Origin of the sequence: Halalkalibacterium halodurans (assembly GCF_005671335.1) — a bacterium.
Taxonomy (GTDB): Bacteria; Bacillota; Bacilli; order Bacillales; family Bacillaceae_D; genus Halalkalibacterium; species Halalkalibacterium halodurans.
Map to the genome: position 1 here is coordinate 3982121 of NZ_CP040441.1, position 14722 is coordinate 3996842.

General features: G+C 46.8%; 14 protein-coding genes. 1 reads left to right on the forward strand and 13 read right to left on the reverse strand.

The features are described 5' to 3' along the window. Positions 1-128 precede the first annotated feature (128 nt). From FED51_RS19405 to FED51_RS19425, 5 genes are all read right to left on the reverse strand, one after another. Entirely contained in the window at positions 129-1271 is a 1143-nt protein-coding gene (locus tag FED51_RS19405; RefSeq protein ID WP_053430140.1) for an acyl-CoA dehydrogenase, read from the reverse strand. Between the two features lie 21 nt (positions 1272-1292). Further along, entirely contained in the window at positions 1293-2432 is a 1140-nt protein-coding gene (locus tag FED51_RS19410) for an acyl-CoA dehydrogenase (protein ID WP_053431909.1), read from the reverse strand. Positions 2433-2471: 39 nt separating this feature from the next. Further along, a complete protein-coding gene (locus FED51_RS19415; RefSeq protein ID WP_053430139.1) occupies positions 2472-3326 on the reverse strand; it encodes a 3-hydroxybutyryl-CoA dehydrogenase in 855 nt (284 codons plus the stop codon). Between the two features lie 23 nt (positions 3327-3349). Continuing rightward, entirely contained in the window at positions 3350-4528 is a 1179-nt protein-coding gene (locus FED51_RS19420) for an acetyl-CoA C-acetyltransferase (RefSeq protein WP_053430138.1), read from the reverse strand. 126 nt (positions 4529-4654) lie between these two features. Continuing rightward, positions 4655-6757: a (Fe-S)-binding protein gene (locus FED51_RS19425; protein WP_053430137.1), complete on the reverse strand. Its 2103-nt coding sequence runs from the start codon at positions 6755-6757 to the stop codon at positions 4655-4657. 203 nt (positions 6758-6960) lie between these two features. On the opposite strand from FED51_RS19425, the gene cls reads away from it, so the two are divergent. Next, a complete protein-coding gene (gene cls, locus FED51_RS19430) occupies positions 6961-8157 on the forward strand; it encodes a cardiolipin synthase (protein WP_053430136.1) in 1197 nt (398 codons plus the stop codon). 192 nt (positions 8158-8349) lie between these two features. On the opposite strand, the gene FED51_RS19435 is transcribed toward cls, so the two are convergent. From FED51_RS19435 to speE, 8 genes are all read right to left on the reverse strand, one after another. After that, the gene (locus FED51_RS19435; protein WP_053430135.1) at positions 8350-8853 is read right to left on the reverse strand and encodes a GNAT family N-acetyltransferase; all 504 of its coding nucleotides are present in this window, start codon (positions 8851-8853) and stop codon (positions 8350-8352) included. 186 nt (positions 8854-9039) lie between these two features. Continuing rightward, a complete protein-coding gene (locus tag FED51_RS19440; RefSeq protein ID WP_053430134.1) occupies positions 9040-9819 on the reverse strand; it encodes an alpha/beta fold hydrolase in 780 nt (259 codons plus the stop codon). 34 nt (positions 9820-9853) lie between these two features. Next, complete coding sequence (locus tag FED51_RS19445) at positions 9854-10015, reverse strand: XapX domain-containing protein (protein WP_010899931.1); 162 nt, start codon at positions 10013-10015, stop codon at positions 9854-9856. Positions 10016-10074: 59 nt separating this feature from the next. Next, positions 10075-10554, reverse strand: coding sequence for a DUF456 domain-containing protein (locus tag FED51_RS19450; RefSeq protein ID WP_010899932.1), 480 nt, complete (start codon positions 10552-10554; stop codon positions 10075-10077). Positions 10555-10759: 205 nt separating this feature from the next. After that, positions 10760-12430: an arginine--tRNA ligase gene (argS, locus tag FED51_RS19455; protein ID WP_053430133.1), complete on the reverse strand. Its 1671-nt coding sequence runs from the start codon at positions 12428-12430 to the stop codon at positions 10760-10762. A 2-nt stretch (positions 12431-12432) separates the two neighbouring features. Beyond that, on the reverse strand, positions 12433-12867 hold the full coding sequence (locus FED51_RS19460; RefSeq protein WP_053430132.1) for a YwiB family protein: 435 nt from the start codon (positions 12865-12867) through the stop codon (positions 12433-12435). A gap of 111 nt (positions 12868-12978) precedes the next feature. Next, complete coding sequence (gene speB, locus FED51_RS19465) at positions 12979-13848, reverse strand: agmatinase (protein ID WP_053430131.1); 870 nt, start codon at positions 13846-13848, stop codon at positions 12979-12981. 12 nt (positions 13849-13860) lie between these two features. Then, entirely contained in the window at positions 13861-14688 is an 828-nt protein-coding gene (gene speE, locus FED51_RS19470; RefSeq protein WP_010899936.1) for a polyamine aminopropyltransferase, read from the reverse strand. Between the last annotated feature and the right edge of the window lie 34 nt (positions 14689-14722).

Sequence of the window (14722 nt, forward strand, 5' to 3'; positions counted from 1 at the left end):
TTGTACATTAGAATGGATTTTTGCTGGCCAGAGCCAACAAATCAACGTCAATCAAAACCGGTGACTCCACTAACTACTACTTGAGGGACGAGCCACAGGTTCCACATTACATCCATTGTACCGAATTTTTAGTCCGCCAACAGCATTTTTGAGATAACTAATCGTTGAATTTCGTTCGTTCCTTCGTAAATTTGTGTAATTTTCGCATCACGCATGTAGCGCTCCACCGGATATTCTTTCGTGTAGCCGTACCCGCCGAACACTTGAACCGCCTCCACCGTGACATCCATGGCCGTATCTCCAGCAAACAGCTTCGACATCGCTGACTCTTTACCGTAGGAAAGGCCTTCGCTTTCTCTCCATGCGGCTTGATAGGTGAGAAGCCGGCTCGCTTCTACCTTTGTCGCCATGTCTGCGAGTTTGAAAGCGATCCCTTGCTGCTGACCAATCGGCTTGCCAAACTGCTTTCGCTCATTCGCATAGGCAACTGCAGCATCGAGCGCCCCTTGAGCGATGCCGACCGCTTGTGCGGCGATCCCGTTACGCCCACCGTCCAAGGTCATCATCGCAATTTTGAAGCCGTCGCCTTCTTTCCCTAGCAAATTTTCCTTCGGCACCCGGCAATCTTCAAATATGATTTCCGTCGTCGGTGAGGAGCGAATCCCCAGTTTCTTTTCTTTTTTGCCGACGGAAAAGCCAGGTGTATCCGCTTCAACAATAAAGGCAGACACTCCTTTGTGACGCTTTTCTGGCTCGGTCACGGCAAACACGATATAAATATCGGCAATCCCGCCGTTTGTAATGAAAATTTTTGAGCCGTTTAAAATGTAGTCATCGCCTTCTAAAACAGCTGTCGTTTTCATGTTCGCCGCATCCGATCCTGATCCAGGCTCGGTTAACCCGTAGGCGCCAATTTTCTTTCCTTCTGCCATTGGCCGTAGAAATTTCTGCTTCTGCTCTTCTGTGCCAAATTTGTATACCGGCCAGCTCGCTAACGAAAGGTGGGCAGAAAGGGTCACACCGGTAGAGGCGCAGACTCTTGAGAGCTCTTCCACGGCAATGACATAGCTAACATAGTCAGCCCCGATCCCTCCGTACTCTTCAGGCCAAGGAATACCCGTGAGGCCGAGCTCCGCCATCTGATCAAAAATCTCACGGTCAAACCGCTCTTCTTCATCCCGTTCCTCGGCTGTGGGCGCAACTTCATTCTCTGCAAAATCTCGAACCATTTTTTTAATCATCTGCTGTTCATCTGTTAGCAAAAAGTTCATCTCCAGCCCTCCTTCTCCTATTCATTCGCTAATATGTTTGTGGATGACAATTCGCTGAATCTCACTCGTTCCTTCGTAGATCTCGCACACCTTTGCATCACGGAAGTAGCGCTCGACTGGATATTCCTTCGTGTAGCCGTATCCCCCGAAAATTTGCACTGCTTCTATCGCCGCCTTCATCGCGATTTTAGACGCAAATAGTTTAGCCATCGAAGACTCCTTTGCACATGAAACACCTTGCTGCTTTAATTGTGCAGCACGATAGGTTAATAGTTTGGCAGCCTCTACTTGTGTCACCATGTCAGCGAGTTTAAAAGCAATCGCTTGCTGCTGACCAATCGATTTGCCAAATTGCTTTCGTTCCTTCGCATATGACGTTGCTGCTTCTAAAGCAGCTTCGGCAATTCCTAAAGACTGTGCGGCTATCCCAATCCGTCCAGCCTCCAAGTTCGCCATCGCAATCTTGTATCCGTCCCCTTCTACACCTAAAAGATTTTCTTTCGGAACAAGGGCATCTTCAAAAATAAGCTCTGTCGTATTGGAGCCGTGGAGCCCCATTTTTTTCTCTTTTTTACCGACCGTAAAGCCTGGCGTCTCTTTCTCGACTATAAATGCGGAAATCCCTTTTCGACCAGCACTTGGATTGGTTGAGGCAAACACGACATACGTATCGGCTGCGCCCCCATTCGTAATAAACACTTTTGAGCCATTCAACCGATAATGGTCCCCTTTTTTAGAGGCCGTTGTTTTTAAATTGGCTGCATCCGACCCCGCGCTCGGTTCCGTAAGCCCGAAAGCCCCTAAATATTCGCCCTTAGCAAGCTTCGGAATAAATCGCGCTTTCTGTTCCTCTGTGCCAAAAAAAAGAATCGGATTCGTCCCTACCGAGGTATGAACGGAAAGGATCACCCCCACCGTAGCGCTTACCTTAGACAGCTCGTGGATAGCGATAATGTACGACGTAAAATCCATCTCGGCCCCGCCGTATGCTTCAGGAATCGGGATTCCCATTAACCCAAGCTCCCCCATTTCTTTCACAATGTGCATCGGGAACGTGTCGTTCGTTTCCATTTCTTCCACGAACGGAGCAATGCGTTCTTGAGCAAAATCCCGAACCATCTTCCGCATCATCTCTTGTTCGTCTGTCCATCGTAGATTCATCCCATCACCTTCTTCATGAAGCTTTTCCTCTCTCAACGATCACTTGTGATAGACGTAAAACCCTCTACCTGTTTTCTTACCGAGCCAACCGGCCTTTACATATTTTCTTAGTAGCGGGCACGGACGATATTTGTCATCACCAAACCCCTCATGGAGGGTCTCCATAATGTATAAGCATGTGTCCAGCCCGATAAAGTCTGCAAGTGTAAGGGGGCCCATTGGATGGTTCATCCCTAGTTTCATCACCTCATCCACCGCTTCAGGAGTTGCAACCCCTTCGTACACAGTATAGATCGCCTCATTGATCATCGGCATGAGCACGCGGTTGGAGACAAAACCTGGGAAATCATTGACTTCTACTGGTGTTTTGTTCAGCTTTTTCGTTAGTGCCTCTACGGTTTCGTACACGTCATCGGCTGTTGCTAGTCCGCGGATAATTTCCACGAGCTTCATAACAGGCACAGGGTTCATAAAGTGCATGCCAATGACTTTTTCTGGACGGTTGGTAGCAGCAGCGATTTCTGTGATCGGAAGTGATGACGTATTCGTAGCAAGAATCGTGTCAGCAGGAGCAAGGTCATCAAGCTTAGCAAAAAGGTTCGTTTTCACCTCCATATTCTCCACGACGGCCTCAACGATAAAGTCCGCTTTTTTGGCGTCCTGTAACTCAGTCGACTGGTGAATACGGCTAAGGGTGATGTCCATTTCCCTCTCTGTCATACGTCCTTTCTCCACTTGGCGCTGCAACTGCTTCGTAATCGTTTGAATTCCTTTCTCTATTGAAGCCTGATCAAGGTCATACAACATGACCTCGAAGCCGGCCAAAGCGTGAACGTGAGCAATACCAGATCCCATTTGTCCTGCACCAATGACCATTACTTGCTTAATGTCCATCCTCGTTCTCCTCTCTTATTCATTTACGGTACGCGAATAAGTACAGCATCCCCTTGACCTCCGCCACTGCAGATCGCTGCAATGCCTAGTCCCCCGCCTCGACGGCGCAATTCGTAGGCAAGTGTAAGGATGATGCGTGCACCACTTGCACCAATCGGATGACCTAACGCAACGGCTCCACCGTTGACATTTACTTTTTCAGGGTCAATCTCGGCGATTTGCTGACTGGCAAGGGCAACGGCGGCAAAAGCCTCATTAATTTCGAACAAATCGATCTCAGCAGGCGTTTTCCCAGTGTCCTGTAATAGCTTTTGGATGACAAGGCCCGGTGTTTTCGGGAAATCCTTCGGCTCGGTCGCTAGCGCAGTATGCCCTTCAATGATGGCTAATGGGGCCATGCCAGCGCTCTTCGCCTCCTCCTCAGACATGAGCAACATCGCGGCAGCACCATCATTCACTCCAGGAGCATTTCCGGCTGTAATCGTCCCTTCTTTGCCAAACACCGGTCGAAGGTTTTTCAGTGACTCCATTGACGTATCCTTTCGCGGCGCTTCATCACATGCGACGAGCAATGGTTCCCCTTTTCGCTGCGGCACTTCCACCGGAACGATCTCTTCTTCGAGCCGCCCTGCTCCGATGGCCGCAATGGCACGCTGATGACTACGGTACGCCCATTCATCCTGGGCTTCTCGGCTGATCGCTAACTCATGTGCGGTCCCATTTCCGTACGTTCCCATATGAACACCTGTGAAGGCACATGTTAGTCCGTCAAATACCATGCCATCGATCATTTCCACATGGCCCATTCTTGCGCCCCAACGCGCCTTTGGTACATAGTAAGGCGCTTGACTCATCGATTCCATTCCCCCAGCTACAACGACTTTTGAGCTCCCCGAGCGGATTAACTGGTCCGCCAATGTCACGCTACGCATCCCGCTCGCGCACACTTTATTGATCGTCTCCGTACGGACGCTCCACGGTAAGCCGGCTTCTTTTAATGCTTGCCTTGACGGAAGCTGTCCTTGCCCCCCTTGCAACACATTCCCCATGATCAGATCGTCGACTCGTTCCCCACGCCAATTTGCCCTTTTTAACGTTTCACGAATTGCATGTCCCCCTAGCTGAGCAGCTGTTAGTGTCGATAGACTCCCGCCAAATTTCCCGAAAGGTGTTCTCACGCCGCTAATGATGGCTGTTTTCAAGTCTAATTCCCCCTCCAATTCTGAGCGAACGCTCAGTCGATAATCATATATTTAAGCGCTTACATTAAAAGAAGAGGGCAGGAAAGCGGTCGACCGCTTTCCGCCTCAAATACCCATGATTTACTTCTAGCTTACTTCTGATGGCTCCTGTTTGACAAGAGATTTTTCTAAAATTTCAACAATATCAAGCGTTTGTACATCGTCCTCCACCTCTTTTGCTTTCGTTCCATCACTCAACATCGTTAAACAGTATGGACAGCCACTACCGATGACCGAAGGAGAAACTTCAAGCGCTTGCTCCGTACGAGCGACATTCACACGCTGGCCCGCATCCTCTTCCATCCACATCATGCCTCCGCCAGCACCACAGCACATACCATCCTGGCGATTTCGCTCCATCTCCACAAGCTCAACACCAGGAATCGCTTGCAAAATTTCACGTGGTGGGTCGTATACGTCGTTGTAACGACCTAAATAACAAGAATCGTGATAAACCACTTTTTCGTTTACCGGGTATTGTGGTTTGACTTTTCCTTCTTTGATTAACTTCGCCAGTAGCTCCGTGTGGTGGAACACTTCGACCCCTTCCAGTCCAAATTCAGGATACTCGTTCTTAAAGGTGTTGTAAGCATGAGGGTCGATCGTAACAATTTTCTTTACGTTATGCTTTTTGAATAATTCAATGTTGGCGGTCGCAAGCTCTTGGAACAAAAACTCATTCCCTAGACGGCGCGGGGTATCACCAGAGTTTTTCTCCTTGTTTCCAATGATCGCAAACGTCACCCCTGCTTCATTTAACACTTTCGCAAACGATTGAGCGATTTTTTGACTCCGTTTATCATATGAGCCCATCGAGCCAGCAAAGAACAAATACTCGAATTCTTCGCCCGCTTTTTCCATTTCCTTAACGGTCGGAACGTGAATATCGTCCCTGCCTTCACGCCATTTCTCCCGCTCTTTTCGGTTAATGCCCCAAGGGTTTCCTTGCCGCTCGATATTGGTTAGCGCACGCTGAGCATCGGCATCCATCTTCCCTTCCGTCAGTACGAGGTACCGACGCATATCGATAATTTTGTCGACGTGTTCGTTCATGACCGGGCATTGATCCTCACAGTTCCGGCACGTCGTACAGGCCCAAATCTCTTCTTCTGTAATAACGTCCCCAATTAGGCTTACATCGTACGAAGCAGCAGCCTCTGCTCCTCCTGCTCCTTGCATCGCCAGTTGATTCGCTTTCGTATTAGAGAATGCATAACTTGGTAACCAAGCGGACTTGGACGTAACGGCCGCTCCTTTTTCCGTTAAATGATCGCGCATTTTTACGATTAAATCCATTGGCGATAGCATCTTGCCCGTTCCGGTAGCTGGACACATATTCGTACAACGCCCGCACTCCACACAGGCATATAAATCGAGCAATTGTTTTTGATTGAAATCTTCAATTTTGTTGACGCCAAACACTTCTTGCTCCTCGTCCTCAAAGTTTATCGAAGACAGCTGCCCTACTTTGTGGGTGCGACCTAAAAAGACATTCGCCGGACCTGCAATCAAATGTGCGTGCTTCGATTGTGGTACGTACACGAGGAATGTAAGTAAAAATAAGAGGTGCATCCACCAAAAGACAAAGAACAACGCCCCTGCTGCAGTTGGCCCGATCCAACTTGTCGCAGCGGCAATACCAGAGGCAACAGGTTCAAATCCAGTAAGTGGCTTCCCGAGCCAAATGATCTCCATTCCTTTTGCGATCATTTTTGATGTCATTAGTCCACCGATAAAGATTAAGACGAGTCCTGATTTCCAGCCCCGTTTAAGGCGAACCAATTTCTCAATGTAACGACGATGGAACGCCCATACGACCGCAATAATGATCATGAGCACGACAAACTCTTGGAAAAAAGTGAAATACGGATAGAGCGGTCCAAGCGGTATATGGGACCCAGGGGCTAGCCCTTTCCAAATCAGGTCAATCGCACCGATCTGCACGAGTAAAAATCCGTAGAAGAACATGAGGTGGATGATTCCACTTTTTTTGTCCTTCATGAGCTTCTTTTGCCCGAAAACATTGACCCAGATTTCGCGCAGACGCTCCTGCATTGAGTGGTCAAATTCGGCCTTTTTCCCAAGCTTAATGTAGGCAATTCTCGTCCGAACGAGCGTTGCAAACAGATAGACGGCATAACCCGTTACTAAAAGAAAGGCAATCCAGTTCACCCATGTTAACGCTTCCATAAATGTAACCTCCCCCTTACAGGCCGATACGATTACGGCCATGACAGACAAAAAGTTTGAAAATAGACAATTTTTGTTTGCTGTTATTATAACATACCTTTTTATGAATGAGTATTCACTCATAAAAGTTTTTTAAATTAATTTTTAGTAGGTCGGAAAAAGGGCAAGCTACAACTAACGTTGAATTCAGGAGGAGGTACGATATGATCGGAGTCGTACTTTTATTTCTTATCGTTGCGATTATTTTGTGGTTACGCTTTGATTACACCCAAGGGTTAAAGAAACAACGGGGGAAAGCCGTTAGACGAAACCAACCAATCCGCCACGGGACAGTTCGACTATTGCCAACTGGCGATGAGTTTATCGGTTCCCTCATTCATGACATAAAAGCTGCTGAACACCACATTCACATTTTATTTTATATCTTTCGGGACGATCACATCGGGAAAAAAATTCTTCAGCACCTTGAACAAAAAGCAAAGGAAGGGGTGGCTGTCCGGTTGCTCGTCGATCGATTCGGCGCCGATGTAAAAAATCGTTCCATTCAGAGCCTTAAGCAAGCAGGGGCGCAATTTGAGTACGCTCATCGGATCAGCTTTCCGTACTGGTTCTTCTCTTTAAATCGCCGTAATCATCGGAAAATCACTGTCATTGACGGAAAGGTGGGCTACATTGGTGGCTATAACATCGGGGATGAGTATTTAGGGCGTGATCCGAAGTTCGGTTTTTGGCGTGACTACCATCTTCGACTGACAGGGGATGGCGTTCAAGATTTACAGGATCAATTTATTCAAGACTGGGAGCGAGAGTCCCGACTCCCTGTCACAAGAGATCGCTGGCTGTATCCGCCATTGGCAAAAGGACCCCATGAACTACGGATCATTCCAACGAACGGCTCTTTTTTAGAAGACAGCTTTCTTCAACTCGTCGAACAAGCGGAGGAAACGATTACGATCGGAACCCCTTACTTCATTCCTGGGGAAAAATTGCACCATGCCCTTTTGGATGCAGCCGCTAGAGGGGTGGCTGTTCGTCTACTCGTACCGAAAAAAGGCGATCACCCACTCGTGAAGGAAGCAGCGTTCCCTTACTTTAAGGAGCTCCTTGAAGGGGGCATCAACATTTATCGTTACTATCGCGGCTTTTTTCATGGAAAGGCAATCGTAATCGATAATAAGCTGGCCGATGTAGGAACAGCCAATTTTGATAAGCGCAGCTTTCGGTTGAATTATGAAATCAACTGTATTTTATATGACAAAGAGATGATTCAGCTCGTTCGCGAAGAATTGGATTATGATTTTTCCATATCGGAACGGCTTCAAATGGAGGACCTCGCGAACCGCTCCTTCTTCCATCGTACGAAAGAACAAGTAGCTACCCTGTTCTCTGGTTTTTTTTAGCTGGCAAGCCTGAGTCCGTTCGACTCAGGCTTTTCTGTTTTTATTTCAAAACACGTGACGTATCCCCATTCCCATTTTAAACGAATGATTTTATGTTATTATCCACGCTGTGGCAAGTGCCCTTTTTCGTTTTCATTCTTTGATCCCTGCGTGGAAGCTTTCAAAGGGGGCGTAAAAGGGCATCCTTTCAATTTATAACTTTTTGTCCTCCATAGTACTGATTTTAAGCAAATCATAATGAAGAATCCGCTGCGGCCCTATAGGTCCTACCCGGCGTAGCCCACGGTCCTCAAAGCCTACCCGAGTGTACAATTGCTTAGCCGCTGCATTACGCTCATTAACGACGAGAAACAGTTCGCGAATGTTTGGCCAATGGACAGTAACGAAAGCCGGGAGAAGGAGCATCGCTTTTTTTCCATATCCTTTCCCTTGTTGCTTTTCGTCAATCGCCAAGCTACGAATGAGTAGCAACCCCTCTTCCTCTATGTACGCCTTCGTTGCCTCCCCTTCATGGAGGACGAAAAAGCCTACAGGCTCTTGGTCAGCCAAAATGACGATGGGCGTTCGTGTAGGATCTTCCTCACATGCTCGGAGTGCATCCACCGGCAATCTTGTAAATGGTAGCTGTTCTGGCGGCAATGAAAAGTTGCCCAGCACCGATAAATGTTGTTGTTCGACAAAAGACAAAGTGATCATTCAAATCCCTCCAGAGAAGCAAACATGCGTTCTCTATATTATACCATAGTTATCTCCCGTGTTAAAAAGGAAACAAGTGAATAAGGTCGGTGCTCTTTAACACTAAGCATTCCCAAATAAAAGGGCGGCAAGGCCACAGCTCTAATCATGTAAAAAAGAGTACCTTTCAAAGGCACTCCTTCAATTTTAAGGAAATAATCCTTTCCGCTTCGCCCATGAGCGAATGATTCCGTTCAACTCAGCAGGATGGTGCGTTGGTATTTGATGTGTCGAACCATCAATGTAGACAAGTTCAAGGTCTTTCACATGATCGATAAAAGGCCTCTTCGTCGAATGAATGTAATAATCATGATCCCCGTATAAAACAAGTAACGGAACGGTTAACCGGTGAAGCGCTCTTGTCACATTTCCCTGTTTTCCAACAGCGTACTGCTGTTCAATCATATGAGGGTCGGACTTTTTAATTTCTTTCTGGATTTCTTTTCTTACCTTCTTGTCTTGAAAATGGGCAATGGCTAATACCCATGCAAAGAAGTCAAGATGCTCGCTTCCTGTGACAGAAACGCCTAGGTCGTATTGCTTTTTTAACAAAAGGGGACTCACCTCAGAAAACCCGCTAATGCTTACAACTCCTAGACATCTGTCTGGATACATTAGAGCAAACAACTGGGCAATTAACGCCCCGTTAGAATACCCGCACACAATGGACTGCTCTACACCAAGATCGTCTAGAATCGCTTTCACATCTTCCGCCATCTGCTCAAGAGTGATTGGTTCATCCGTTGTCTCACTCCGGCCATTCCCCCGCAAATCATAGGTAATCACTTGAAAACAACTCGTGAGCCCGCGCACCTGTTCGTGAAAGGTGAGGTGCCCCATGGCTGGCGGAGGAATAAAAAGAATGGCGGTCCCTTCGCCACTTACTTCATAATAAAGCTTCGGCCGATGTGCTGTGAAAGCTTGCATCTGTCATTCCCTCCTTGTCTTATCTTCCATCGATTCATATGGGCCAGATCCATTGGTATAGCTTGTATCCTACATAAATACCTACAATCCCTAATATCCCTGCCAATGCAGGAGGAGCAGGGATCGGTAGCTTAATCAAAGCGAACAAAAAACCTACCGCTAATCCTGCCACGAAGGCCAATAATAACTCTTGCATCGATTCCCCTGCCTTTCTAAGTGGAAACTTGGAGGATTGTCAAGCAACCCTTGTACTTACTATAACCAGACTTCGAGAAAAAACCAGCCGATCATAAAAAGTTGAATCACGAGCTTTGCAATTGAGCTACTTAAAAACGCAAATAATGATGCCGTCCCAATTTGGAATGCCAACGGAACATCGCGCTTGATGATCCACTCGGTGATAAAAACTGCTAGGAAAGGAACAATGAATATGCCGAATGGCGGAATAATAAATGCCCCCACAATAACACCTATAATCGCAGCCCATCCTCCTGCCCTTGAGCCACCGTAACGTTTGACAAAATAACTGTTGGCGACCGCATCTGCGGCAAAAATAAGCACGGTGAACAAGGCCATCCCAATCCAAAACATCGTGCTTAATGACCCACCAATTCCCCATATGTATAAAAGAAATCCAGCCCAAATGAGCAAAATCGAGGGGAGGATGGGAAAGATTAATCCGACAAAGCCAAGGATAAATAAAAGGACGATCACCGTCCAAAGGATAACATCCATGTTTATACCTCCTCTTAAGATTTAACAAAGCAACAAAAGGAGCTTGTGGGCGCCTTTCGCTAAACATCTCCGTTTATACTTACGGATTGAAAGCCTTCAGGTGACAGTATATTTAACATCTTAATAAATGCAGGATGGTTTCGATTCTTTTTCATATGAGTGTATGAAAACTCCCTCTCAACATTGAGAGGGAGTTAAAAATCATTTACATCCGTTCTGGTGCCTCAACCCCAACAAGGGAAAGGGCATTTTTGAGCGTTACTTGCGTTGCTTTCATTAATGCGAGGCGCGCTTTGCTTTGCTCGTCGTTCTCTGGATTAATCACCTGCTCGGCATTGTAAAAACTATGGAGGGTGGACGCAAGCTCATGCACATAATTGGTGATCCGATGTGGCATTTGCTTTTGTGCTGCTTCGGCGACCACTTCTGGGAACTCACCAATCTTCTTCAGCAAGTCGTATTCTTTTTCGCTAGCAATCGGTGACAAATCGGTGGATTCATCAAAGGATAGACCGAGTTCTTTCCCTTTGCGTAACATGCTACATACTCGTGCATGGGCATATTGTACGTAATAGACTGGGTTTTCATTCGATTTTGATACGGCTAAGTCCATATCAAAGTCTAAGTGGGAATCGGCACTGCGCATCGCAAAGAAATAACGGGTCGCATCAATCCCTACTTCCTCCATAAGATCACGAAGGGTGACGGCTTTTCCTGTCCGCTTGCTCATTTTTACTTTTTCGCCGTTTTGGAACAGGCTGACCATTTGAATAATTTGAACATCTAACTGATCTTTTTCATAACCGAGCGCTTGGATCGCCGCCTTCATCCGTGGGATGTAGCCATGATGGTCGGCCCCCCAAATGTTGATCAGCTTTTCAAAGCCTCGTAAAAATTTGTCTTCATGGTACGAAATGTCCGGTGTTAAATACGTATAACTTCCATCATTCTTCACAAGTACCCGGTCTTTATCATCACCGTATTCTGTTGAACGGAACCAAAGGGCTCCGTCTTGCTCGTACGTCTTCCCTTTTTCCTTAAGGACATTCAGTGTTTTTTCCACTTTACCCGTTGTGTAAAGAGACGTTTCCGAATACCAGTTGTCAAACGGGACGCGGAATTCCTCTAAGTCAGACTTAATTTTCTCTAATTCTCGCTTTAAGCCGTACTCTCGGAAAAATGCAAGCCGCTTTTCAGACGACTCATGAACGAACTTATCTCCATGCGTCTCTGCAAGGTCTTTTCCAAATTGAATAATGTCTTCCCCATGGTACCCATCTTCAGGCATGTCTTTCTCCATGCCAAGTGCTTGGAAATAGCGCGCCTCTAATGACAATGCGAGATTGTTTATTTGATTACCAGCATCGTTAATGTAATACTCACGTGATACATCATATCCTGCTTTAGCAAGAATGTTGCATAATGCGTCACCCACCGCCGCACCACGGGCATGCCCCAAATGAAGATTTCCCGTCGGATTGGCAGAGACAAACTCAACCTGTACCTTCTTTCCTTTTCCTACATTCGTTTCGCCGTATGCGCTCTCAGCGCGCAAAACGATCGGAATCATTTCGCGTAAATAGGAATTATCGAGAAAGAAGTTAATAAAGCCTGGTCCTGCGATCTCTATTTTTTCGATCGCTGCCCGCTTACGGTCTAGCTTAGCTGTCAGCTCTTCTGCAATAAGACGCGGGGCTTTCTTAGCGACTCTCGCAAGCTGCATTGCCATGTTCGTGGCAAAGTCGCCATGGGCTTTCTCCTTTGGGGTTTCAAGAATTACTTCCGGTATCGTTTCATCGGTCGCCAACCCTGCTGCTTTTACCGCTACGACAATTTCTTCTCTCAATTGCTGCTTCATCTGCTCCATTTTGTTCATGCTTATTCCTCCTCCAACGTCAAACGCACATCATGGGTTCCTGTGTCTTGCCCTTGCAAAGAAAAATGATAACGAAGGTGAATGACACCTTTTTGTTTTCCTTGCGGCCATCGAACAATTACGCTCTCCGTCGTCGCCACTGATTCCCACGAAATTTGTGGTGTCACATACCGCCCAGATGTTTGTATCCCGCGTAAAAATGATTGACGCATCAAAACATCACCTTGGCGAATCAAGACGAGCTCACGTCCATCCCACTTCAATGTTGTTTGCACATTTTCTTGATCTGACAGCACTTCCTGAAAACGAAGATAATCTTGTGTACCTTTATGATAAAGTTCCCCTTTTGTCGTGAACTCATAGTCTTCTATTTCTCCGTGACGGTCAATTTTCGTTTGAAACAAAATTCGCACATGGCGTTTCTCTTGTTTTTTCACTGCACGCACACCTTTCTTTTACAAGTGTAGCGACTTTACATAACGGTTGCAAGATCCTTAAAAACGACGAGGCCCGATTCACCGGACGTTGTGAATCAGACCTCAAATAGATTACACCCAACCTAGCAACATTTCACGAACGAACTTACTTGCGGCTATCGGCGTTTTCTCAGAGGGATCATACGCTGGTGCGACCTCGACTAAATCCGCTCCGATGACGTTCACATCGGAATGGGCAATCGCAACAATCGCCTCTAGAAGCTCCTTCGATGAGATCCCACCTGCTTCGGCCGTACCTGTCCCTGGGGCAAACGCCGGGTCAAGCACATCAATGTCGATTGTCACATAGACATTCCGTCCCGCTAACTTTGGCAACACTTCCTTTAGCGGCGTTGCCACCTCGAATTTGGCCATGTACATACCGGAATCTTTCGCATATTGGAACTCTTCCCGCATCCCTGAACGAATGCCAAACGAATACACATTCTCAGGGCCAATTAACGAACACGCTTTACGGATCGGTGTTGAATGGGACAACGGCTCCCCTTCATACTCCTCACGAAGATCGGCGTGGGCATCGATATGAATGATCGCCATGTCTGGATAAATCTTATGCATCGCTTTAAAAATCGGCCATGACACAAGGTGCTCACCGCCTAGACCGATCGGCATCTTTTGATCAGCGAGCAGCTTGTCCACATAGGATTCAATCATCTCTAAGCTACGTTGCGGATTCCCGAACGGAAGGAGCATATCCCCTGCATCAAAATACGCTACCTCTTCCAAGTGCTTATCCATATAAGGACTGTATTCCTCTAGCCCGAGAGAAGCTTCACGGATACGGTTTGGACCGAAACGCGAGCCTGGGCGGAACGACACCGTCCAGTCCATCGGCATTCCAAAAATAACCGCCTTGCTTTCCTCATAGTTTGAACGACTCATAATGAAAACTTTACCTGAATAGGCTTCATCAAATCTCATGCTGCACCTTCCTTACTTGATCAAATCATCCACAAATCGCGGCAAAGCAAAGGCGGCTTTATGGAGATCCTTTGTGAAGTACTTTGTCTCAATATCATAAAAACGGCTCGGCTCCACATGTAGTGGATCGTACGTTTTCGACCCAATTGTAAATGTCCAGAGTCCGCTCGGATAGGTTGGAATATTCGCTGTATACAAACGGGTGATTGGAAAAATTTCTTGCACATCAGCATAGACTTTGCGGATCAGTTCACCATGGAACCACGGGTTATCGGTTTGCGCAACAAAAATCCCGTCTTCTTTTAAGGCTTTCGCAATTCCTTGATAAAACCCTTTTTCAAAAAGTTTAACCGCAGGCCCTACTGGCTCTGTAGAATCGACCATAATGACATCATAAGCACTTTCAGCCTTGGCAATATGCAAAAAGCCATCATCGACTTGAACATCGACACGCGGGTCATTAAGCGCCGTCGCAATGGAAGGTAAATACTTTTTCGAGTACTCAATGACCTTTCCGTCGATTTCTACAAGAGTCGCTTTTTCCACTGATGGGTGCTTCAACACTTCACGGATAACCCCCCCATCACCACCGCCTACGACAAGGACATGTTTCGGGTTCGGATGGGTAAAGAGCGGAACATGAGCCACCATTTCATGATAAACGAACTCATCCTTTTCCGTAGTCATGACCATTCCATCGAGAACGAGCATGTTCCCGAACTCTTCTGTCTCAATGACATCGAGCTGCTGAAAGTCGGTCTTTTCTGTATGTAGCGTCCGTTTAATTTTGGCCGTAATACCAAAATGTTCGGTCTGCTTTTCCGTATACCATAATTCCATTTATTGTCACCTCGATTTTTCGTAGCGTTTCTAT